Annotated in this window: 20 protein-coding genes; 15 read left to right on the top strand and 5 right to left on the bottom strand. The window is 61.3% G+C overall.

All coding sequences use genetic code 11. The features are described from left to right. Positions 1 to 8: 8 nt before the first annotated feature. Together lolA and ftsK are read right to left on the bottom strand one after the other, a co-directional pair. Complete coding sequence (gene lolA / locus P7A97_RS13070; RefSeq protein WP_277690388.1) at positions 9 to 635, bottom strand: outer membrane lipoprotein chaperone LolA; 627 nt, start codon at positions 633 to 635, stop codon at positions 9 to 11. 15 nt (positions 636 to 650) lie between these two features. Further along, positions 651 to 3,056 (bottom strand): DNA translocase FtsK, encoded by a 2,406-nt coding sequence (gene ftsK / locus P7A97_RS13065; RefSeq protein ID WP_277690387.1) that lies wholly within the window; start codon positions 3,054 to 3,056, stop codon positions 651 to 653. A gap of 209 nt (positions 3,057 to 3,265) precedes the next feature. Between ftsK and trxB the strand changes: the two genes are divergently transcribed. The 4 genes from trxB (at position 3,266) to infA (ending at position 6,092) form a co-directional block, all read left to right on the top strand. After that, complete coding sequence (gene trxB, locus P7A97_RS13060; protein WP_277690386.1) at positions 3,266 to 4,213, top strand: thioredoxin-disulfide reductase; 948 nt, start codon at positions 3,266 to 3,268, stop codon at positions 4,211 to 4,213. A gap of 38 nt (positions 4,214 to 4,251) precedes the next feature. Then, positions 4,252 to 4,932, top strand: coding sequence for a leucyl/phenylalanyl-tRNA--protein transferase (aat, locus tag P7A97_RS13055; RefSeq protein WP_277690385.1), 681 nt, complete (start codon positions 4,252 to 4,254; stop codon positions 4,930 to 4,932). A 67-nt stretch (positions 4,933 to 4,999) separates the two neighbouring features. Beyond that, the gene (locus tag P7A97_RS13050) at positions 5,000 to 5,707 is read left to right on the top strand and encodes an arginyltransferase (protein WP_277690384.1); all 708 of its coding nucleotides are present in this window, start codon (positions 5,000 to 5,002) and stop codon (positions 5,705 to 5,707) included. 166 nt (positions 5,708 to 5,873) lie between these two features. Beyond that, positions 5,874 to 6,092 (top strand): translation initiation factor IF-1, encoded by a 219-nt coding sequence (gene infA / locus P7A97_RS13045; protein ID WP_002553999.1) that lies wholly within the window; start codon positions 5,874 to 5,876, stop codon positions 6,090 to 6,092. 70 nt (positions 6,093 to 6,162) lie between these two features. Here infA and clpA read toward each other — a convergent pair whose 3' ends face one another. Both clpA and clpS read right to left on the bottom strand, forming a co-directional pair. Continuing rightward, a complete protein-coding gene (clpA, locus tag P7A97_RS13040) occupies positions 6,163 to 8,433 on the bottom strand; it encodes an ATP-dependent Clp protease ATP-binding subunit ClpA (protein ID WP_277690383.1) in 2,271 nt (756 codons plus the stop codon). Between the two features lie 30 nt (positions 8,434 to 8,463). Then, on the bottom strand, positions 8,464 to 8,826 hold the full coding sequence (gene clpS, locus P7A97_RS13035) for an ATP-dependent Clp protease adapter ClpS (protein ID WP_277690382.1): 363 nt from the start codon (positions 8,824 to 8,826) through the stop codon (positions 8,464 to 8,466). Between the two features lie 230 nt (positions 8,827 to 9,056). On the opposite strand from clpS, the gene cspD reads away from it, so the two are divergent. Next, complete coding sequence (gene cspD, locus P7A97_RS13030) at positions 9,057 to 9,320, top strand: cold shock domain-containing protein CspD (protein WP_277690381.1); 264 nt, start codon at positions 9,057 to 9,059, stop codon at positions 9,318 to 9,320. Positions 9,321 to 9,380: 60 nt separating this feature from the next. Here cspD and icd read toward each other — a convergent pair whose 3' ends face one another. After that, complete coding sequence (gene icd / locus P7A97_RS13025) at positions 9,381 to 10,637, bottom strand: NADP-dependent isocitrate dehydrogenase (RefSeq protein WP_277690380.1); 1,257 nt, start codon at positions 10,635 to 10,637, stop codon at positions 9,381 to 9,383. Between the two features lie 344 nt (positions 10,638 to 10,981). On the opposite strand from icd, the gene P7A97_RS13020 reads away from it, so the two are divergent. From P7A97_RS13020 to P7A97_RS12975, 10 genes are all read left to right on the top strand, one after another. Further along, entirely contained in the window at positions 10,982 to 13,207 is a 2,226-nt protein-coding gene (locus tag P7A97_RS13020; RefSeq protein WP_277690379.1) for an NADP-dependent isocitrate dehydrogenase, read from the top strand. A gap of 83 nt (positions 13,208 to 13,290) precedes the next feature. Then, a complete protein-coding gene (locus tag P7A97_RS13015) occupies positions 13,291 to 13,737 on the top strand; it encodes an NUDIX hydrolase (RefSeq protein ID WP_277690378.1) in 447 nt (148 codons plus the stop codon). Between the two features lie 80 nt (positions 13,738 to 13,817). Then, entirely contained in the window at positions 13,818 to 14,936 is a 1,119-nt protein-coding gene (mnmA, locus tag P7A97_RS13010; protein ID WP_277690377.1) for a tRNA 2-thiouridine(34) synthase MnmA, read from the top strand. Beyond that, on the top strand, positions 14,933 to 15,553 hold the full coding sequence (gene hflD, locus P7A97_RS13005) for a high frequency lysogenization protein HflD (protein WP_277690376.1): 621 nt from the start codon (positions 14,933 to 14,935) through the stop codon (positions 15,551 to 15,553). Before mnmA ends, hflD begins: the two co-directional genes overlap by 4 nt. A gap of 1 nt (position 15,554) precedes the next feature. Beyond that, a complete protein-coding gene (locus P7A97_RS13000) occupies positions 15,555 to 16,421 on the top strand; it encodes a DMT family transporter (RefSeq protein WP_277690375.1) in 867 nt (288 codons plus the stop codon). A gap of 76 nt (positions 16,422 to 16,497) precedes the next feature. Further along, positions 16,498 to 17,868, top strand: a complete 1,371-nt coding sequence (gene purB, locus P7A97_RS12995) for an adenylosuccinate lyase (protein WP_277690374.1) — start codon at positions 16,498 to 16,500, stop codon at positions 17,866 to 17,868. 78 nt (positions 17,869 to 17,946) lie between these two features. Next, on the top strand, positions 17,947 to 19,113 hold the full coding sequence (locus tag P7A97_RS12990; protein WP_277690373.1) for a cupin domain-containing protein: 1,167 nt from the start codon (positions 17,947 to 17,949) through the stop codon (positions 19,111 to 19,113). After that, positions 19,100 to 19,531, top strand: a complete 432-nt coding sequence (locus P7A97_RS12985; protein ID WP_277690372.1) for a GNAT family N-acetyltransferase — start codon at positions 19,100 to 19,102, stop codon at positions 19,529 to 19,531. The genes P7A97_RS12990 and P7A97_RS12985 overlap by 14 nt, the downstream gene beginning before the upstream one ends. 9 nt (positions 19,532 to 19,540) lie before the next feature. After that, positions 19,541 to 20,173 carry a histone acetyltransferase HPA2 gene (locus tag P7A97_RS12980; protein ID WP_277690371.1) on the top strand — a complete coding sequence of 211 codons (633 nt, stop codon included), beginning with the start codon at positions 19,541 to 19,543 and terminating at the stop codon, positions 20,171 to 20,173. After that, positions 20,170 to 20,979 (top strand): secretin N-terminal domain-containing protein, encoded by an 810-nt coding sequence (locus P7A97_RS12975; RefSeq protein ID WP_277690370.1) that lies wholly within the window; start codon positions 20,170 to 20,172, stop codon positions 20,977 to 20,979. The genes P7A97_RS12980 and P7A97_RS12975 overlap by 4 nt, the downstream gene beginning before the upstream one ends. Positions 20,980 to 21,351: the final 372 nt, after the last annotated feature.

Genomic DNA, 21,351 nt, shown 5'->3' with positions numbered 1-21,351 from the left:
GCGACCTCTTATTCCTGGATGACGTCGGCGCCTTCCGGCACCTGGAAGTCAAACAGGCCGGCGTCCAGCTTCTCGTTCATCTTCACGCCGAGGAACAGGATATTGGTGCGCTGGCCGATGCTGTCGATCAGCTGCATGTCGTTGATCACGCCTTTGCGGAAAGACAGGCGCAGGTTATCGAACAGACTGTCCTTGGCCTTGGGTTTGAGGATGAAGTCGACCACATCGCCGCCTTCCTTGTAGGTGATTTCGAAGTGCTCGCGAATCTTCGACACGTCACCGGAAAGCAGTAGCGCCGGGGTATGGGTCAGACGCTGATCCAGGGTCTGGATGGTCACCTGCATCAGATCCGGGTCATACAGCCAGACTTTCTGGCCGTTGGACACCAACAGCTGCTCCTGCGGCGCATCGGTATGCCAGCGGAACAGGCCAGGACGCTTGAGCGCCATCTGCCCGGAGGTTTCCTGCAACTGGGTGCCGGAGCCATCGAGGGTCAGCTGGGAGAAGCGTCCGCTCAGGGTCTGCGCCTGGTCGAGCAGACCGGTCAGGCGCTTGACCGCGGCCTCGTCGTCGGCATGGGCAAATACGGGGCTGCAGGCCAGCGCGGCCAGCAGCAGCATGCGGATCAGGCGCATGGAAATCCTCTTTCGTCAGTCTCGGGAAGGCCCTGGCGCTATGACCTCGCGCGAGCCATTGGTGTTCATTGGCGTGACTACGCCCGCCATTTCCATCGCTTCGATCATGCGCGCGGCGCGGTTGTAGCCGATCTTCAGCTTGCGCTGCACGGCGGAAATGGAGGCGCGACGGCTTTCCAGCACGAAGTTGACGGCCTCGTCGTACAGTGGGTCCTCCTCGCTGCCCTCACTGCCCTCTCCGCTGCCACCGCCCTCAAAGCCGCTACCAGCTTCTTCGACACCCGCCAGGATGTCTTCGATGTAATCCGGCGCGCCACGCTGCTTCCAGGCCTCGACCACGCGGTGCACTTCGTCGTCGGAGACGAAGGCGCCGTGCACGCGAATCGGCAAGCCAGTGCCGGGCGGTAGGTAGAGCATGTCACCGTGGCCCAGCAGTTGCTCAGCGCCACCCTGGTCGAGAATGGTGCGCGAGTCGATCTTGCTGGACACCTGGAACGCCATGCGGGTCGGGATGTTGGCCTTGATCAGACCAGTGATCACGTCCACCGAGGGACGCTGGGTAGCGAGAATCAGGTGGATGCCCGCGGCACGCGCCTTCTGCGCAATACGGGCGATCAATTCTTCAACCTTCTTGCCGACGATCATCATCATGTCGGCGAATTCGTCGACCACCACCACGATGGTCGGCAGGGTCTTCAGCAGCGGCGCCTCGTCTTCCATCGACTGACGCTTGTACAGCGGATCGGACAACGGCGTGCCGGCTTCTTCGGCATCTTTCACCTTGCGGTTGAAGCCCGCCAGGTTACGCACGCCCATGGCAGCCATCAGCTTGTAGCGGCGCTCCATCTCGGCCACCGACCAGCGCAGAGCATTGGCAGCCTCCTTCATGTCGGTCACTACCGGACACAGCAGGTGCGGAATGCCCTCGTAGATCGACAGTTCGAGCATCTTCGGGTCGATCATGATCATCCGCGCCTCTTCCGGCGTGGACTTGAACAGGATCGACAGAATCATGGCGTTGACACCCACCGACTTACCGGAGCCAGTGGTACCAGCTACCAGCAGGTGCGGCATCTTCGCCAGATCGGTGATGATCGGCTTGCCGCCAATATCGTGACCGAGCGCCAGGGTGACCGGCGACTTGGCGTCGTCGTACTCGTTGGACGACAGCACCTCGGAGAAGCGCACGATCTGGCGGTCCTCGTTGGGAATCTCGATACCGACCGTGGTCTTGCCCGGGATCACCTCGACCACCCGCACGCTGATCACCGCCAGCGAACGCGCCAGGTCCTTGGCCAGGTTGGAAATCCGGCTGACCTTGACGCCCACGCCTGGCTGGATCTCGAAACGGGTGATCACCGGGCCCGGATGCACGGACTCCACCACCACCTCAACGCCGAACTCCTTGAGTTTGATCTCCAGCAGGCGCGACATGGCCTCCAGGGACTCGGGGGAGAAACTCTTCTGTTTTTTCTCGGCCACATCGAGGATGGAAATTGGCGGCAACGTACCAGCTACCGCAGCATCTTCGAACAACGGAACCTGCTTTTCCTTGAGCACACGCTTGCTCGGCTCCGCTGCCTTAGGCGGCGGCGGTGGTGCAATCGTCGGCGCAGGGCGGCTCTCGCGCTCGCTCATGTGCTTATTCAACGACTCTTCCCGGGCGATCAGGCGCTCCTTAACCTTGGCCTGTTCGCGCCGGTCGGACACGATGGGAGCGGCAACCTCGATGACCCGCTCGTCGACTTCGCGCAGCTGGGCGACCAACTGCTTGCGCTGCACACGGGCTTCCCACCAGCGAGTGATCAGGCTCTGCACCAGCTCGATCAGATCGAGAGTGATCTTGCCAGTCAGGTCCATCACCTTGAACCACGACAGGTCGGTGAACGCCGTCAGGCCGAACAGGAACAGTGACAGGAACAGCAAGGTGCTGCCTTGAATATTCAATGCGCCGACAGCCAGAGCGCTGAGACTCTCGCCCAGGGCACCGCCGGCGGATGCCGGCAGACCACTGTTGTCTTGGAAGTGAATATCGGCCAGCGCAGCACCGGAAAGAATCAGAAAAACCAGACCGATCAGACGCCAGGAAAACATCCAGCCATTCCACTGCCACGGCTGATGACGGGCACGGAAAACCTGCCAGGTCCTGACGGCCAACAGCAGCGGAAAAATGTAGGCGAAGTAGCCGAGCGCCATAAACAGGATATCGGCGAACCAAGCGCCGGCACGGCCCGCAGCGTTATGCACCTGTGCGGAGCTGCTGGTGTGGCTCCAGCCCGGATCGTTCTGATTGTAGGTCAGCAGAGCCATCCACAGGATCAGGCAGAGCGCCCCCAGGGCGATCAGCGCACCCTCTTTGAGACGATACTGCAAGTGCTGGCGCCAGGCCGGGACCTGAGCAGTTGTGCTGGAATTCTTCAAAACGCGGTCATTCCTGCGCCCGGGGCGCGATTGGCGATAGGCGGAACACGAAAAGGCGCAACCATTGTACAAATTTACAGGTATCGCGCTAGGCGCGGCGTCGTTTTGCCGGCCCTCCCTGCATCGGGTAGGATACTCGGCAATCCCTTACGTGCGGCTCAATTGGAGCATGCATTCTCTTTTGTGACAAAGGCTTATGAGGTCTTTTTATGAGCGAAGTCAAGCATTCACGCCTGATCATTCTGGGCTCCGGCCCGGCCGGTTACACCGCCGCCGTCTACGCCGCCCGCGCCAACCTCAAGCCCGTTGTCATCACCGGCATCCAGCCCGGGGGCCAGCTGACCACCACCACCGAAGTCGACAACTGGCCGGGGGACGTCCATGGCTTGACTGGCCCAGTGCTTATGCAACGCATGCAGGAACACGCCGAGCGCTTCGATACCGAGATCGTTTACGACCACATCCATACTGCCGAGTTGCAGAGCAAGCCCTTCACCCTCAAGGGCGATAGCGGCACCTACACCTGCGATGCGCTGATCATCGCTACCGGCGCCAGCGCTCAGTATCTCGGCCTGCCCTCCGAAGAAGCCTTCGCCGGCAAGGGCGTTTCCGCTTGTGCCACCTGCGACGGCTTCTTCTATCGCAACCAAGTAGTCTGCGTCGTCGGCGGCGGCAACACCGCCGTCGAGGAAGCCCTGTATCTGTCGAACATCGCCAAGGAAGTGCACCTGATCCACCGCCGCGACAAGCTGCGCTCGGAGAAGATTCTGCAGGACAAGCTGTTCGACAAGGCCGCCAACGGCAATGTGCGCCTGCACTGGAACCACACCCTAGATGAAGTGCTGGGCGACAACACTGGCGTCACCGGCGTGCGCCTGAAGAGCACTGCAGACGGCAGCACTCAGGAGCTGCAACTGGCGGGCGTTTTTATTGCCATCGGCCACAAGCCAAACACCGACCTGTTCAAAGGGCAGTTGGAGATGCGCGACGGCTACCTGGTGGTGCAAGGCGGTGGCGAGGGCAATGCCACCGCCACCAGCATCGAAGGCGTCTTCGCCGCTGGCGATGTGGCCGACCACGTCTATCGCCAGGCCATCACCTCGGCTGGCGCCGGCTGCATGGCCGCGCTGGACGCCGAGAAATACCTCGACGCCTGAGGACCGAGGGCGGGTCATTGCACCCGCCCTACCCTGCCATGCTGACCTGGCTGCAACGCGATTCACTCGAATTCCCACCGCTAAACAAGGCGCTGAGGGAACCCGAAGGCCTGCTGGCAGCCGGCGGAGATCTCTCGGCCGCACGCCTCATCGCGGCGTATCGGCATGGCTGTTTTCCCTGGTTTGCCGACGGGCAGCCGCTGCTCTGGTGGTCGCCCGACCCGCGCACAGTGCTGTTTCCGGATGAATTCCACCTGTCGCGCAGCTTGGCCAAACTGCTGCGCCAGCAATGCTTTCAGGTCACTTTCGACAGGGATTTCGCCGGCGTCATCCAAGGCTGCGCCGAGCCTCGCGATTACGCCGACGGCACCTGGATCACCCGCAACATGCAGGAAGCCTATATCGAACTGCACCGACTCGGACACGCACACTCTGTTGAGGTCTGGGATGGCGAGCAACTGGTCGGAGGCCTTTACGGCCTGGCCATGGGTAAACTGTTTTTCGGCGAGTCCATGTTCAGCCGCGTCGACAACGCCTCCAAAGTCGGCTTTGCCACACTGGTTGGCAAGCTTCACGAATGGGGTTTCGCCATGATCGACTGCCAGATGCCGACCAACCACCTGCACAGCTTCGGCGCCCGCCCGATTCCGCGCGGCGAGTTTGTCGACTATCTGCGCCAATTCCTGGACCAACCCAGCACAGCCGACTGGCGAGCCTAAGACGCCCCGGTGGTCGCCACCGGAATGCTGTCATACACTTGCCCAAGGGGTTTCCCGAGGGTTGATCATGACCGAGCTGGCTCGTCTCAAGTTCTACGCCACTCAGCCACATCCATGCAGCTATCTGCCCGAAGAGCAGGCGACTACCCTGTTCCTCGATCCCAGCCAGCCTATGGATGTGCAGGTCTATGCTGAGCTTTCAGAGATGGGCTTTCGCCGCAGCGGCGACCACCTCTACCGCCCCCACTGTCAGCGCTGCACGGCCTGCATTCCGGCGCGCATCCCTGCCGATCAGTTCATCCCCGACCGCCAACAAAAGCGCATTCTCAAACGCAACGCCGACATTCAAGTGACCTCGGTAAGGCCGGCGTTCAGCGAGGAATACTACGACCTCTATGTGCGCTACATAGAGCAGCGCCACGCCGATGGCGACATGTACCCACCGAGCCGCGAGCAGTTCAGCACCTTTCTGGTACGTGACCTCCCCTTCGCCCGCTTTTACGAGTTCCGCCTGTCAGGTCGCCTGGTGGCCATCGCTGTGACCGATCTCTTGCCGAACGGCCTTTCGGCCGTATACACCTTCTACGACCCGCTCGAAGAAAGGCGCAGCCTCGGTCGGTTTGCCATTCTCTGGCAGATAGGCGAAACCGCACGCCTTGGCCTGCAGGCTGTCTACCTAGGCTATTGGATCAAGAACTGCCGCAAGATGAGCTACAAGACCCAGTACCGCCCCATTGAGCTTTTCGTCAACCAGCGCTGGACCATCCTGACTTGAGCGCTGGGCAACTCCGCCCCTCAAACGACCTTTGAGCTATAGCCAGGCGTTTTCCCGACCCGCCAGCCACTTGGCGTTACATATCGTTTTCGGGCACAATGCACGCCGCTTTTGCTCGGGCACCCACGCACCGGGCCAATCTTTTGGATACCGAGGGCTTTACTGCATGTCGAAAGAAGACAGCTTCGAAATGGAAGGTACTGTCGTCGACACCCTGCCCAACACCATGTTCCGTGTGGAGTTGGAAAACGGGCACGTCGTTACCGCGCACATCTCCGGCAAGATGCGCAAGAATTACATCCGCATTCTGACTGGCGACAAGGTCCGCGTCGAACTGACGCCGTACGACCTGAGCAAGGGCCGCATCACCTACCGCGCCCGCTGATTCCCGCAACGCGGAATCCGAATACAAAAACGCCCGGCAATACCGGGCGTTTTCGTTATCGCTCTCCCCATCAAGCAGGCTCTGCCGTGGTTTCGAACTCGAAATGCAATTCGCCATTTTCGAGATCGACATGCACCACACCACCATGCTCAGCCAGCTCCCCGAACAGAATCTCCTCGGCCAACGGCCGCTTGATCTTGTCCTGAATCAACCGCGCCATGGGGCGGGCGCCCATCTGCACATCGTAGCCACGCTCGGCCAGCCAGCCACGCGCCGCATCACTGACTTCCAGCTGTACCCGCTTGTCCTCCAGTTGCGCCTGCAGCTCGGTCAGGAACTTATCGACGATGCTCTTGATGGTCTCGTGGCTCAACCGGCCGAACTGGATGATGGTATCCAGGCGGTTACGGAACTCCGGAGTGAAGCTCTTCTTGATCACTTCCATGGCATCGGTGGAATGATCCTGCTGAGTGAAACCGATTGAGGCACGAGCTGCCGTTTCAGCACCGGCATTGGTGGTCATGACCAGGATCACGTTGCGGAAGTCCGCCTTGCGCCCGTTGTTGTCGGTCAGCGTGCCGTGATCCATCACCTGCAACAGCAGATTGAAGACCTCCGGGTGAGCTTTCTCGATCTCATCCAGCAGCAAGACACAATGCGGCTGCTTGGTGATGGCCTCGGTGAGTAGACCGCCCTGATCAAACCCAACATAACCAGGCGGCGCACCGATCAGCCGAGAGACCGTGTGACGCTCCATGTACTCCGACATGTCGAAGCGCACCAGTTCGATGCCCATGGCCTTGGCCAGCTGCCGAGCCACCTCGGTTTTACCGACCCCGGTAGGTCCGGCAAAGAGGAACGAGCCCACCGGCTTGTCCGGCGCCTTGAGGCCGGCGCGAGACAGTTTGATAGCCGTGGACAGCGAATCGATCGCCGCATCCTGACCGAACACGGTCAGCTTGAGATCACGCTCCAGGTTGCGCAGCAGCTCCTTGTCGGAACTGCTGACATGCTTAGGCGGAATGCGCGCGATCTTCGCCACGATGTCCTCAACCTGAGCAACCTCGATGCGCTTGGCGCGCTTCTCCTCCGGCTGCAGGCGCTGATACGCGCCTGCCTCATCGATCACGTCGATGGCCTTGTCCGGCATATGTCGATCATTGATGTAGCGCGCGGCCAGCTCCGCCGCCGCACGCAGCGCTTCGTCGCTGTACTCGATATGGTGATGCTGCTCGAAACGCGCCTTGAGTCCTTTGAGAATACCGACGGTATCCTCCACCGAAGGCTCGGTAACATCGACCTTCTGGAAACGGCGCGCCAAAGCACGATCTTTCTCGAAGATGCCGCGGAATTCCTGGAACGTGGTCGAGCCGATGCAGCGAATCTCGCCCGACGATAGCAGCGGCTTGAGCAGGTTGGATGCATCCATCACGCCGCCAGATGCAGCGCCCGCACCAATGATGGTGTGAATTTCGTCGATGAACAGGATGGCATGCGGACGCTTGCGCAGCTCGTTGAGCAGCGCCTTAAAACGCTTCTCGAAGTCGCCGCGGTACTTGGTTCCGGCCAGCAATGCACCCAGATCGAGGGAGTAAACCACGCTTTCCGACAGCAGGTCGGGCACCTGGCCATCGACGATACGCTTGGCCAGACCCTCGGCAATTGCAGTCTTACCAACACCCGCTTCACCCACCAACAAGGGGTTGTTCTTGCGTCGACGGGCCAGAATCTGCGCGACGCGCTCAACCTCATGCTCACGACCGACCAGCGGGTCGATACGGCCTTGCCGCGATAGCTCATTCAGGTTGCTGGCATAGGCATCCAGTGGATTGCCGGAAGTAGAAGACTCGCCGCCCTCCTCATCCTGCATTTCCTGCTCGCTCTCGCTGTGATCGACATGACCGGGCACCTTGGAAATGCCATGGGCGATGTAGTTGACCACGTCGATACGCGCAACGCTTTGCTGCTTCAACAGGAATACGGCCTGGCTTTCCTGCTCACTGAAGATTGCCACCAGCACGTTGGCGCCAGTGACTTCGCGCTTGCCGGAGCTTTGCACATGGAAGACCGCACGCTGCAGGACGCGCTGAAAGCCGAGCGTAGGCTGTGTTTCACGCTCTTCATCGTGCTGAGGAATCAGCGGCGTGGTGGAGTCGATGAACTCCTGAAGATCGTGCCGCAGCTTGTCGAGGTTCGCACCGCAGGCGCGCAACACGGTTGCTGCGGCCTCGTTATCCAGCAAGGCCAGCAGCAGGTGCTCGACCGTCATGAATTCATGGCGCTTGGCACGTGCCTCCTTGAAGGCCAGATTGAGGGTGACTTCCAGCTCTCGATTCAACATAGCTTCACCTCTTGCCCAAGCGGGACGACTTCAGTCGTCCTTTTCTATCTCACAGAGTAGCGGATGCTGGCTATCCCGGGCGTACTGGTTGACCTGCATTGCTTTGGTCTCTGCGATATCACGGGTAAACAGTCCACACACTGCCTTTCCTTCGGTATGGACCGTCAACATGACCTTGGTAGCCTGCTCACGGTTCATTCCGAAAAACACCTCCAGCACTTCGACCACGAAATCCATGGGGGTGTAATCATCGTTAAACATCAGAACCTTATACATCGGCGGAGCCTGCAACTCCGGCTTCGCCTCCTGCACCGCCAATCCAGAGGAATCATCCTCATGGGCATCCGGTCGATCCTGATTGAATGTTAGTCGAATCTGGCTACATGAATGCATGCTGAACTGAATGCGTCTTGGTCGGTCGGAAGGTGATGCTAGACGTATTTTGACAGGCTTCGCAGCCGCCCGTCCTAGCACCTTGACTAAAGATGAAACGGTGTTACAAACAGTGAATACCCACCTTGGGTATCGGGGCTCCGCGGCTCGTGCCATCAAGGCCGAAGTCGGGCGTGGGGCTGAAGTGGATGATACTCCAGTGATGGAGTCCTTTGCAGAGGGATGTCAGCATGCTTAGCGGTAAGGTCAAGTGGTTCAACAACGCCAAGGGCTACGGTTTCATCGTGGCCGACGGCCGAGATGAGGACCTGTTCGCCCATTACTCGGCTATCCAGATGGACGGCTATAAGACTCTCAAGGCCGGCCAAGCGGTCAAGTTCGATATTGTGCAGGGCCCGAAAGGCTTGCATGCAGTCAATATCAGCTCGGCTCTGGCAACCAGTGAATCCCCGGCAGCCACCAGTATGCCGCAAAGCACTCCGATAGAAGCCTGAAAAGAGCAACCAATAAAAAGGCCGGTCAATTGACCGGCCTTTTTTGTTCCCACTGGTCGCTTACATGTGGGCGATCAGAGCATCGCCGAACTGCGAGCAGGACAGCAACTTGGCGCCATCCATCAGACGCTCGAAGTCATAGGTCACGGTCTTGGCACCGATGGCGCCATTGGTGCCCTTGATGATCAGATCCGCAGCCTCGGTCCAGCCCATGTGACGCAGCATCATCTCGGCAGAGAGGATCACGGAGCCCGGATTCACCTTGTCCTGACCTGCATACTTCGGCGCGGTGCCGTGAGTCGCTTCGAACATGGCGATGGTGTCGGACAGGTTGGCACCCGGAGCGATACCGATGCCGCCCACTTCCGCCGCCAGGGCGTCGGACAGGTAGTCACCGTTCAGGTTCAGGGTGGCGATCACGTCGTACTCGGCCGGACGCAGCAAAATCTGCTGCAGCATGGCGTCGGCAATGGCGTCCTTGACCACGATGGTCTTGCCGGTTTTCGGGTTCTTGAACTGCATCCAAGGGCCGCCATCCAGCAACTCGGCACCGAACTCGTCGCGCGCGACTTCATAGCCCCAATCTTTGAAGGCACCTTCGGTGAACTTCATGATGTTGCCTTTGTGCACGATGGTCATGGAGCTACGATCATTGTCGACCGCGTACTGCAGAGCCTTGCGCACCAGGCGCTTGGTACCCTCTTTCGAGACCGGCTTGACGCCGATACCGCAGTCCTGATCGAAGCGAATCTTGGTGACGCCCATTTCTTCCTTCAGGAACTTGATGACCTTTTCGGCCTCAGGGGAGCCGGCTTTCCACTCGATGCCGGCATAGATGTCTTCGGAGTTCTCGCGGAAGATGGTCATATCGACGTCGCCAGGCTTCTTCACCGGGCTCGGTACGCCTTCGAACCAGCGCACCGGGCGCAGGCAGACATAAAGGTCGAGCTCCTGACGCAGCGCCACGTTCAGCGAGCGGATACCACCGCCAACCGGAGTGGTGAGCGGGCCCTTGATGGAAACGACGTAGTCACGCACGGCTTCCAGGGTTTCTTTCGGCAGCCAGGTGTCCTGATCGTATACCTGAGTGGCTTTCTCGCCGGCGTAGACTTCCATCCAGGCGATCTTGCGCTCGCCGCCATAGGCTTTTTCGACGGCCGCATCGACGACCTTGATCATGACCGGACTGATGTCGACACCAATGCCATCGCCCTCAATGAAAGGGATGATCGGGTTGTTCGGCACGTTCAGGGACATGTCTGCGTTGACAGTAATCTTGCTGCCGTTCGCAGGCACCTGGATCTTCTGGTATCCCATGTTGGGCTCCTTGTGAGTGACTCGCTCGTGACCATCTAGACTAGCCTAGCTGGCAGGGCTCAACCACCTCTGCCATGGTCTAAAAAGACTGACCGCGCTACCCGGACTTGAGTAATGGTATACTTCTCGGATGACCTAACAGTCATCGAGGTCCGAGCAGTCTGGGACCAGACTCTCCCCTCGCTGCCTCCTGGCCATCACCCTGGTCTGGAGGCACATCGCTCTACTGGCGCCCCAATATCCCCGCGGCAAATCTCGATGCTGGCTCGCCGAGCCGGACGAAAGCGCTCACCAAGGCGTATCGAGACTCTGTGCGCGCCCAGCAAAGAAGAGAGTCATAGTAGATGTCCAATCGTTCGAAGATTACCTACACCTTCACCGACGAAGCCCCCGCCCTCGCCACCTACTCCTTACTGCCCATCGTCAAAGCCTTTGCCGCCTCTGCCGATATCGACGTCGAAACCCGCGACATCTCTCTTTCAGGCCGCATCCTCGCCGCCTTCACCGACAAACTCGGTGACAAAGCCATCGAAGACGATCTGGCCTACCTGGCCCGTCTGGCAACCGCTCCCGAAGCCAACATCATCAAACTGCCGAACATCAGTGCCTCCGTGCCCCAACTGAAAGGCGCCATCGCCGAGCTGCAGGCCCAGGGCTACGACATTCCGAACTACCCGGAAGACCCGCAGAGCGAAGAAGAGAAAGACACCCGCGCCCGCTACGCCAAGGTGCTCGGCAGCGCCGTCAACCCGGTACTGCGCGAAGGTAACTCCGACCGCCGCGCCCCTGCCGCCGTCAAAGCGTACGCCCGCAAGCACCCACACAGCATGGGCCAGTGGAACATGGCTTCGCGCTCGCACGCCGACTACATGCGCGGCGGCGATTTCTTCTCCAGCGAGCAGTCCATCACCATGGCCAAGGCCGGTGATGTGCGCATCGAATTCGTCGGCAAGGATGGCAAGGTCGAAGTCAAGAAGACCCTGTCCCTGCAAGCAGGCGAAGTCCTCGACAGCATGTTCATGAGCTGCCACGCGCTACGCGCCTTCTTCGAAAAGACCCTGCAGGACTGCAAGGAAACCGGCGTCATGTGGTCCCTGCACGTCAAGGCGACCATGATGAAGATCTCCCACCCGATCGTTTTCGGCCACGCTGTGACCGTTTACTACAAGGATGTCTTCGATAAGTACGGCGAGCTGTTCAAGGAACTGGGCGTTAACCCGAACAACGGCATCAGCAGCGTCTACGACAAGATCAAGTCGCTGCCGGCCTCGCAGCAGGAAGAAATCCTTCACGACATCCATGAGGTGTACAGCCACCGCCCGGAAATGGCGATGGTTGACTCGGTCAAAGGCATCACCAACCTGCACATCCCGAGCGACGTGATCGTCGACGCCTCTATGCCGGCGATGATCCGCAACTCCGGCCAGATGTGGGGCAAGGACGGCAAACAGAAAGACACCAAAGCGGTAATGCCGGAAAGCACCTATGCCCGCATCTACCAGGAAATGATCAACTTCTGCAAAACCAACGGTGCCTTCGATCCGACCACCATGGGCAGCGTGTCGAACGTCGGCCTGATGGCGCAGAAAGCCGAGGAATACGGCTCTCACGACAAGACCTTCGAACTGACTGCCAGCGGCAGTATGCGCGTCGTCGCCGACGACGGCAGCGTGCTGATGCAGCACGAAGTGGAAGCCGGCGACATCTGGCGCGCCTGCCAGACCAAGGACGCCCCGATCCGCGACTGGGTCAAGCTGGCCGTTACCCGCGCCCGCCAGTCCAACACCCCGGCCATTTTCTGGCTGGACCCGGAGCGCGCCCACGACAATGAGCTGCGCAAGAAGGTCGAGCTGTACCTCAAGGATCACGACCTGACTGGCCTGGACATCAGCATCAAGGGTTACAACGAAGCCATTCGCACCAGCATGGAGCGCCAGCTGCGCGGCCTGGACACCATCTCGGTGACCGGCAACGTGCTGCGCGACTACCTGACCGACCTGTTCCCGATCATGGAACTGGGCACCTCGGCCAAGATGCTGTCCATCGTTCCGCTGATGGCGGGTGGCGGCATGTACGAGACCGGCGCCGGCGGCTCCGCGCCCAAGCACGTGCAGCAGCTGATCGAAGAGAACTACCTGCGCTGGGATTCGCTGGGCGAGTTCCTGGCCCTGGCCGTTTCCTTCGAAGAGGAAGGCATCAAGACCAACAACGCCAAGGCTAAAGTCCTCGGCAAGTGCCTGGACGAAGCGACCGGCAAACTGCTGGACAACAACAAGTCCCCGGCGCGCAAGGTCGGCGATATCGACAACCGTGGCAGCCACTTCTACCTGGCCATGTACTGGGCCCAGGCCCTGGCCGCGCAAAACGATGACGCCGAGCTCAAGGCGCACTTCGCCCCGCTGGCCAAGACCCTGACCGAACAGGAGGCGACCATCGTTGCCGAACTGAACGGCGCACAGGGCAAGGCCGTCGATATTGGCGGCTACTACCGCTCCAACCCGGAGCTGACCAGCCAGGTCATGCGTCCCAGCACCACTTTCAATGCGGCAATCGACTCGCTGAGCCACTAAGCTCAGCTGTTTCGACGAAACCCCGGCCTTGCGCCGGGGTTTTCGTTTCTACAGCATGGCGCCATATAACGAAGGAGCCCTACATGAGTTGGAACCCACACATCACCGTCGCAACCGTCGTCGAAGATCACGGCCGCTTCCTGCTGGTCGAAGAACTGAGCGAGGGCAGAGCCGTCTTCAATCAGCCCGCCGGTCACCTGGAAGCCGACGAGAGCCTGCTGCAGGCTGCGCTTCGCGAAACCCTCGAAGAAACCGGCTGGGAAGTGGAGCTGACCGCCGTCACCGGCATTTACCTCTACACCGCGCCGAGCAACGGTGTGACCTACCAGCGCGTGTGCTTCGCCGCCAAACCACTGCGCCACCTGCCGGAATCCCCCCTGGATGAAGGCATCATCGGCCCGCAATGGCTGACCCGCGAAGAGCTGGCCGCCCAACCCGAGCGCTGGCGTAGCGAGCTGGTTTTGCGCTGCATCGACGACTACCTGGCAGGCGAGCGCCATAGCCTCAGCCTCATCCGCGATCCGGCCTAGTGCGGCTCAGCCTGATTCGCCGCACGGCATCCGCTCCTGATAGAATCGCCAGCTTTCCGCAGTCAGCCATCACCATTCCCATGCGCGAACCAGCCAATACCCGAGTGATCGTCGGCATGTCCGGCGGTGTCGACTCCTCCGTCTCCGCCCTTCTCCTGCTCGAACAGGGCTACCAGGTGGAAGGCCTGTTCATGAAGAACTGGGAAGAGGATGACGGCACCGAATACTGCACCGCCATGGACGACCTGGCCGACGCCCAGGCCGTGTGCGACCGTATCGGCATCAAGCTGCACACCGCCAACTTCGCCGCAGAATACTGGGACAACGTGTTCGAGCATTTCCTCGCCGAGTACAAGGCTGGACGTACGCCGAACCCGGACATCCTATGCAACCGCGAAATCAAGTTCAAAGCCTTCCTCGACTACGCCATCTCCCTGGGCGCCGACCTGATCGCCACCGGTCACTATGTGCGCCGCCGCGATGTCGACAGCCGTAGTGAGCTGCTCAAGGGTCTCGACCCGAACAAGGACCAGAGCTATTTCCTGCATGCCGTCGGCGGCGAGCAGATCGGCCGCACCCTGTTCCCGGTTGGAGAGCTGGAAAAGCCGCAGGTGCGCGCCATTGCCGAGAAATACGAGCTGGCCACCGCCAAGAAGAAGGACTCGACCGGCATCTGCTTCATCGGCGAGCGCCGCTTCAGCGATTTCCTCAAGCAGTACCTGCCGGCCCAGCCGGGCGACATCGAGACCACCGAAGGCCAGGTGATCGGCCGTCATGTCGGTCTGATGTACCACACCATCGGCCAGCGCCAGGGCCTGGGTATCGGCGGCATGAAAAACGCCGGCGACGAGCCCTGGTATGTGCTGCACAAGGACCTGAAGCGCAATGTACTGATCGTCGGCCAGGGCAATGATCATCCCTGGTTGTTCTCCCGCGCCCTGCTGGCCTCGGACATCTACTGGGTCAATCCTGTCGACCTATCCAGCCCGCGCCGCCTTACGGCCAAGGTACGCTATCGCCAGGCCGACCAGGCCTGCACCCTGGAGAAGACCGAGCACGGCTACCGCGCGACGTTCGACGAGCCGCAACGCGCCGTCACGCCCGGCCAGTCCGTGGTGTTCTACGACGGTGAAATCTGCCTGGGAGGCGGTGTGATCGAAGTTGCCGAACCGTGCGCCGAGGGAGCTCCGCAGGCATGAACCCGACCCAGGAACAGTTGATCGCTCTTTCCGCCGTCTTCGAGGCGGCCACCCTGGTGGACAAACTGGCCCGCACCGGGCAGGCGCCAGAAGCCCAAGTCGGCTGCCTGCTCGGCAGCCTGCTCGTGCGCGACCCGAAAAGTACGCTGGACGTCTACGGCGGCGACGATCTCAACCTGCGCGAGGGTTACAAGGCCCTGGTCGGTGCGCTGGAGCGCAGCCCGGCCAGCCTGCAGCGCGAGCCGCTGCGTTATGCCCTGGCGCTGCTTGGTCTGGAGCGTCAACTGGCCAAGCGCGACGACCTGCTGCAGGTAATCGCCACTCGCCTGGACCAGATCCATAACCAGGTTGAGCATTTCGGCATCACCCACGACAACGTGGTAGCGGCCTGCGGCGGCCTTTATCAGGACACCATCAGTACGTTCCGCCAGCGTATCCAGGTGCAGGGCGACATGCGCTTTCTCCAGCAGCCCGCCGTAGCCGCCAAGGTGCGTGCCCTGCTGCTGACCGGCATTCGCTCGGCCCGCCTGTGGCGTCAGCTCGGCGGCCATCGCTGGCAACTGGTGTTCAGTCGCAGCAAGCTGCTCAAGGAACTCTACCCGCTGCTACGGGGCTGATATGAGCTTGCCCAGCCGCAGCATGAAGCCCATGCAGGGCGCCCTGTTGCTGGCGCTCTCTGCCCTGCTGTTCTCGCTGATGGGCGTGGGAATCCGCGAGGTCTCCAGCGGGGTTAATAACGAATCGGTGGTGTTCTTCCGCAACCTGGTCGGCGTGCTGTTCTTCCTGCCACTGGTGCTGCTCAAGGGCACCGGCCCACTGAAGACCAGGCGCATCAAATCGCACCTGTGGCGTACCACCTATGGCCTGGCGGCGATGTACTGCTTCTTCTACGCCCTCGCCCACCTGCCACTGGCCGACGCCATGCTCTTCACCTATTCAGCCCCCGTATTCACCCCGGTGCTGGCCTGGTGGCTGCTCAAGGAACCACTGACCAAGCGCATGCTGATGACCACCGTTATTGGTCTGGCGGGCGTGCTAATGGTGGCCAAGCCCAGCGAGGCGCTACTCGACACTCAGGCCCTCATTGGTCTCGCCGCCAGCATCCTGGCCGCACTGGCATTCGTCTCCATCCGTGAGATGAGCGACAGCGAGCCGGCTTTTCGCATCGTCTTCTACTTCTCGCTCTTCAGCGCTCTGATCTCCGCCGTGCCACTGACCTGGGCCTGGCAACCGCTGAGTCAGCACCAACTAGGCCTGCTGCTGGCCATCGGCCTGCTCGCCACCGTGAGCCAGATCGTCATGTCCAAGGCCTATGGCCTGGCCCCGCCAGGGCTGATCGGCCCTTTTGCGTACCTCGCTATCGTCTTTGGCGGTGTAATCGCTTGGCTACGCTGGGGTGAGACACCAGACCTCCTGTCCCTGACGGGCGCCGCCCTGATCTTTGCCGCCAGCCTGCTCTCGATCACTCGCACACCTTCGCGCTAAGCGGACGGGCCACCCTCAGCGACATCGTGTATGATGTGCGCCCTTTTCGTTGACCGACCTGTCCGAGAACGCCTCCATGCAGCTCTCCTCGCTCACCGCGGTTTCCCCCGTCGATGGCCGCTACGCCGGCAAAACCAGCTCCCTGCGCCCGATTTTCAGCGAATACGGCCTGATCCGCTTTCGCGTGATGGTCGAAGTCCGCTGGCTGCAGCGCCTGGCCGCCCATGAAGGCGTCGCCGAGGTCGCCCCCTTCTCCGCCGAGGCCAATGCCCTGCTCAACGAGCTGGCCGAGAACTTCGCCATCGAACACGCCGAGCGCGTGAAAGAGATCGAGCGCACCACCAACCACGACGTCAAAGCCGTGGAATACCTGCTCAAAGAGCAGGCCGCCAAGCTGCCGGAACTGGCCGCAGTCAGCGAGTTCATTCACTTCGCCTGCACCAGCGAGGACATCAACAACCTGTCCCACGCCCTGATGCTGCGCGAAGGCCGCGACACCGTCCTGCTGCCGCTGATGAAGCAGATCGCCGGTGCCATCCGCGAGCTGGCCGTCAAGTTCGCTGGCGTACCAATGCTGTCGCGCACCCACGGCCAGCCGGCTTCGCCGACCACCCTCGGCAAGGAACTGGCCAACGTCGTCTACCGCCTGGAGCGGCAGATCGCCCAGGTGGCCGCCGTGCCGCTGCTGGGCAAGATCAACGGTGCCGTGGGCAACTACAACGCCCACCTGTCCGCCTACCCACAGATCGACTGGGAGGCCAACGCCAAGCAGTTCATCGAAGGCGACCTGGGCCTACAGTGGAACCCCTACACCACCCAGATCGAGCCGCACGACTACATCGCCGAGCTGTTCGACGCCATCGCCCGTTTCAACACCATCCTCATCGACTTCGACCGCGATGTGTGGGGCTACATCTCCCTCGGCTACTTCAAGCAGAAGACCGTGGCCGGCGAGATCGGCTCCTCGACCATGCCGCACAAGGTCAACCCGATCGACTTCGAGAACTCCGAAGGCAACCTGGGCATCGCCAACGCGATCTTCCAGCACCTGGCCAGCAAGTTGCCGATCTCCCGCTGGCAGCGCGACCTGACCGACTCCACCGTACTGCGCAACCTCGGCGTCGGCTTCGCCCACAGCGTCATCGCTTACGAAGCCAGCCTCAAGGGCATCGGCAAGCTGGAGCTGAACGAAGCGCGCATCGCCGAAGACCTGGATGCCTGCTGGGAAGTCCTGGCCGAGCCGATCCAGACCGTGATGCGCCGCTACGCCATCGAGAACCCCTACGAGAAGCTCAAGGAACTGACCCGCGGCAAGGGCATCAGCCCAGAAGCGCTGCTTGCGTTCATCGATGGCCTGGACATGCCGGCAGCCGCCAAGGAGGAGCTCAAGCAGCTCACCCCGGCCCGCTACATCGGCAACGCCGTCGCCCAGGCCCAGCGCGTCTGAGCGCCACCAGCCTCTCCAACGCCCGGCTGAGCCGGGCGTTTTTGTTTTAGCCATTTCATCTCTTTCAAGGGCTTAGCCATGAATCCTGATACTCCTCTGCAGCTGCTGGGCGGCCTCACCCCTCGCGAGTTCCTGCGCGACTACTGGCAACAGAAGCCCCTGCTGGTACGCCAGGCCATCCCCGGCTTCGAAAGCCCGATTACCGCCGACGAACTGGCCGGTCTGGCCCTGGAAGAGGAAGTCGAATCGCGTCTGGTACTGGAGCACGGCGCCCATCCCTGGGAGCTGCGCCGCGGCCCCTTCGCCGAGGACACCTTTAGCCAGCTGCCGGAGCGGGACTGGACCCTGCTGGTGCAGGCCGTTGACCAATTCGTGCCTGAAGTGGCCGACGTGCTCAAGGATTTCGGCTTCCTGCCCAGCTGGCGCATCGATGATCTGATGATCAGCTTCGCCGCGCCGGGCGGCAGTGTCGGCCCGCATTTCGACAACTACGACGTGTTCCTCCTGCAGGCCGAAGGCCAGCGCCGCTGGAAGATCGGCCAGATGTGCGATGCCGACAGCAAACTGCTGCAGCACGCCGACCTGCGCATCCTGGCCGACTTCGAGCAGACCGACGAATGGGTGCTGGAACCGGGCGACATGCTTTACCTGCCGCCGCGCCTGGCCCACTACGGCATCGCCGAAGACGACTGCATGACCTACTCGGTGGGCTTCCGCGCCCCCAGCGCCGCCGAGGTACTGACCCACTTCACCGACTTCCTTGCCCAGTTCCTACCGGACGAGGAGCGCTACAGCGACGCCGGCATGGCGCCGAGCAGCGACCCGCATCAGATCCAGCAAGACGCCCTCGACCGCCTCAAGGCACTGCTGACCGAGCACATGAGCGACGAGCGCCTGCTGCTGACCTGGTTCGGCCAGTTCATGACCGAACCGCGCTACCCGGAACTGGTCAACGGCCCCGAGATCGAGGAAGAAGACTTCCTCGGCGCCCTGCAAGACGGCGCCGTACTGGTGCGCAACCCCAGCGCCCGTCTGGCCTGGAGCGAAGTGGACGTCGGTCTGGTGCTGTTCGCCAGCGGCCAGAGCCGCCTGCTGCCCGCGCACCTCAAGGAACTGCTGCGCCTGATCTGCGCCGCCGAGGCCCTGCACGGCGAAAACCTGGCGCCTTGGTTGGCCGACGAAGACGGGCGTACACTGGTGCGTGAACTGGTCCAGCAAGGAAGTTTGGAGTTTGCTGATGAGTGAGATTCATGTCCGCCTGGCCCACTGGCAGAAGGACAACGCCGACCTGCGACGCATCCGCGAAGCAGTCTTCATCGCGGAACAAGCCGTTCCGGCAGAGCTCGAATGGGATGACGAAGACAGCGAGGCCGTCCACTTCCTCGCCTGTGAGGGCGATTACCCGATCGGTACCGCGCGCCTGTTGGCTGACGGGCAAATCGGCCGGGTTTCTGTACTCAAGGACTGGCGTGGCCTCAAGGTCGGCGATGCCCTGATGCAGGCCGCCATTGAGTTCGCCGAAGCACGCGGCCAGCATGTACAGAAGCTCAGCGCACAAGTACACGCTGCCGCCTTCTACGAACGCCTGGGCTTTCACATCGAGGGCGACGAGTACCTCGAAGCCGGCATCCCCCATGTGATGATGGTGCGCCATAGCCACTAGGAAAGCAGCATGAGCGAAACGAACGCCCCGCCCGACGAGAACGAACCGGAATTACCGGCCATCGAGTTCCAGTCGCCGGGGCGTTTTGCTGTGCACAACCCGCAGAACCAGCCAGGCATCGCCAACGAGCCCCGTGAACCTGCACCCTTCCTGCTTGGCACCCATGCCAATCTGGAGCGTTTTAGTCGCCCGGAACAAGTTCAGGCCCACGCACTGGCCTTGCTGCAGCAAGCCCGCTTCAACCTGTGCATCCATAGTCCGGACCTTGAGGCCTGGCTGTATAGCCATAGCAGCGTGCAAGAAGCCTGCACTCAGTTTCTCCTGGCCAGCCCGAAGAACCGTCTGCGCATCCTGCTCAGAGACGTCGCCAAGCCCGTAAAGCTGGGGCATCGTCTACTCAATCTGGCTCAGCGCATTACCAGCAACCTGCAGATCCGCAAGATCAACCCGGACCACCCCGGCGACGAAAGCGCCTATCTGTTGGCAGATGATCGTGGCCTGTTGCTGCGCGAGGCGCCCGAGCACTACGCAGGCTACGCCCTGTATAACGATCCCGGCCGCGTGCGCCAACGCCAAGCGCAGTTCGACCAAGCCTGGGATGCCAGTCTTTCCGATCCAGACCTGCGGAGCTTCCTGCTATGAAACTGCGCGCCTGCCTGCTCGCTTACTTGCTCGCCTTCAGCCTGCCCCTACCCGCCGCCACCGAGCTGATTCAGCTCAACTACCGCATGGCCGACGAAGTGCTGCCGCTGGTGCAAGCAGCCCTGGACGGCCAGGGTAAAGCCAGTGCCTACGGCAACCAGCTGATGGTGAATGCCTCGCCCGGCAAGATCGCCGAGATCCGCGACCTACTCGGCCAACTGGACCAGGCCCCACGTCGCCTGCTGATCAGTGTCGACACCAGCGAGCAGACCCTGGACAGTGGTAGCGGCTACCGCGTGGACGGCAGCATCAGTGCAAGCGATGCCGAAGTCATCGTCGGCCGAGGTGAGGTACAGGGCCGCGACCAGGCTCGCATCATTCGCCGTTCCACAAACAGCCGCAGCGGCGGCACCCAGCAGATCCAGGCCACCGAAGGTTATCCGGCACTGATCCAGGTCGGTCAGAGCGTGCCACTGACCAGCACCAGTGTCGGCCCTTACGGCCAGGTCTACCAGAACACTCAGTACCGCAACGTCAACCAGGGCTTCTACGTCACCGCCAACCTGAGCGGCGACATCGTTCACATCAGCATCAACAGCAACAATGATCGGGTTAACCGCTACCAGCCGGGCGTGATCGACACGCAAAGTACCGATACCCGAGTGAGTGGTCGCCTGGGCGAGTGGATCAACCTGGGCGGCGTCAGCCAGCAGAGCCAAGGCAACGACAGCGATGTACTGCGCCGTTACTCCACCCAGGGCAGCAATGACATGAGCATGCGCATCAAGGTGGAGGCCGTGGACTGACAATGCGCGCACCCAAATTATGTAGTTGCGACGAAAAGACACTACAAAACGTTTGACGAACGCCCGTTTGAAAGCGCATCATGGCCCCGCTCCCGCTAGCCAGGGGCTCTGAAAAGAGCCTCCAGACTGCGTCCGTAACACCATTCGGACCGGTCCGTGTTCTAACAGCCCACAAGGCGTTTCAACGAGGTTGCGACTGGAACGAAAGTTGTCCTGAGGGACGGGGAAGCCAAGCGTTATCAGCCAAACCGCAGACCAGCACCTGCAGCGCCTACCGGCATCCACGAGCCGACAAGCACCGCACCAACTGATCTACGAGCGGCTGTCTCCCCTCCTCCGCTGCACTCTCGTCCCGTCAATATCTCGAAGTTT

The sequence above is a fragment of the Pseudomonas sp. GOM6 genome, assembly GCF_029537485.1.
Classification (GTDB): domain Bacteria; phylum Pseudomonadota; class Gammaproteobacteria; order Pseudomonadales; family Pseudomonadaceae; genus Aquipseudomonas.
This window is presented reverse-complemented; position numbering and strand designations above follow the sequence as displayed.

What these genes read in the sequence shown, in the direction of transcription:
- P7A97_RS12980 (WP_277690371.1), top strand. Translation starts at nt 19,541, where the DNA reads ATGAGCGAAACGAACGCCCCGCCCGACGAGAACGAACCGGAATTACCG.
- aat (WP_277690385.1), top strand. Translation starts at nt 4,252, where the DNA reads ATGCTGACCTGGCTGCAACGCGATTCACTCGAATTCCCACCGCTAAAC.
- hflD (WP_277690376.1), top strand. Translation starts at nt 14,933, where the DNA reads ATGAACCCGACCCAGGAACAGTTGATCGCTCTTTCCGCCGTCTTCGAG.
- P7A97_RS13015 (WP_277690378.1), top strand. Translation starts at nt 13,291, where the DNA reads ATGAGTTGGAACCCACACATCACCGTCGCAACCGTCGTCGAAGATCAC.
- P7A97_RS12975 (WP_277690370.1), top strand. Translation starts at nt 20,170, where the DNA reads ATGAAACTGCGCGCCTGCCTGCTCGCTTACTTGCTCGCCTTCAGCCTG.
- purB (WP_277690374.1), top strand. Translation starts at nt 16,498, where the DNA reads ATGCAGCTCTCCTCGCTCACCGCGGTTTCCCCCGTCGATGGCCGCTAC.
- infA (WP_002553999.1), top strand. Translation starts at nt 5,874, where the DNA reads ATGTCGAAAGAAGACAGCTTCGAAATGGAAGGTACTGTCGTCGACACC.
- clpS (WP_277690382.1), bottom strand. Translation starts at nt 8,826, where the DNA reads ATGCATTCATGTAGCCAGATTCGACTAACATTCAATCAGGATCGACCG.
- clpA (WP_277690383.1), bottom strand. Translation starts at nt 8,433, where the DNA reads ATGTTGAATCGAGAGCTGGAAGTCACCCTCAATCTGGCCTTCAAGGAG.
- P7A97_RS12990 (WP_277690373.1), top strand. Translation starts at nt 17,947, where the DNA reads ATGAATCCTGATACTCCTCTGCAGCTGCTGGGCGGCCTCACCCCTCGC.
- mnmA (WP_277690377.1), top strand. Translation starts at nt 13,818, where the DNA reads ATGCGCGAACCAGCCAATACCCGAGTGATCGTCGGCATGTCCGGCGGT.
- P7A97_RS13050 (WP_277690384.1), top strand. Translation starts at nt 5,000, where the DNA reads ATGACCGAGCTGGCTCGTCTCAAGTTCTACGCCACTCAGCCACATCCA.
- trxB (WP_277690386.1), top strand. Translation starts at nt 3,266, where the DNA reads ATGAGCGAAGTCAAGCATTCACGCCTGATCATTCTGGGCTCCGGCCCG.
- lolA (WP_277690388.1), bottom strand. Translation starts at nt 635, where the DNA reads ATGCGCCTGATCCGCATGCTGCTGCTGGCCGCGCTGGCCTGCAGCCCC.
- icd (WP_277690380.1), bottom strand. Translation starts at nt 10,637, where the DNA reads ATGGGATACCAGAAGATCCAGGTGCCTGCGAACGGCAGCAAGATTACT.
- P7A97_RS13000 (WP_277690375.1), top strand. Translation starts at nt 15,555, where the DNA reads ATGAGCTTGCCCAGCCGCAGCATGAAGCCCATGCAGGGCGCCCTGTTG.
- cspD (WP_277690381.1), top strand. Translation starts at nt 9,057, where the DNA reads ATGCTTAGCGGTAAGGTCAAGTGGTTCAACAACGCCAAGGGCTACGGT.
- P7A97_RS13020 (WP_277690379.1), top strand. Translation starts at nt 10,982, where the DNA reads ATGTCCAATCGTTCGAAGATTACCTACACCTTCACCGACGAAGCCCCC.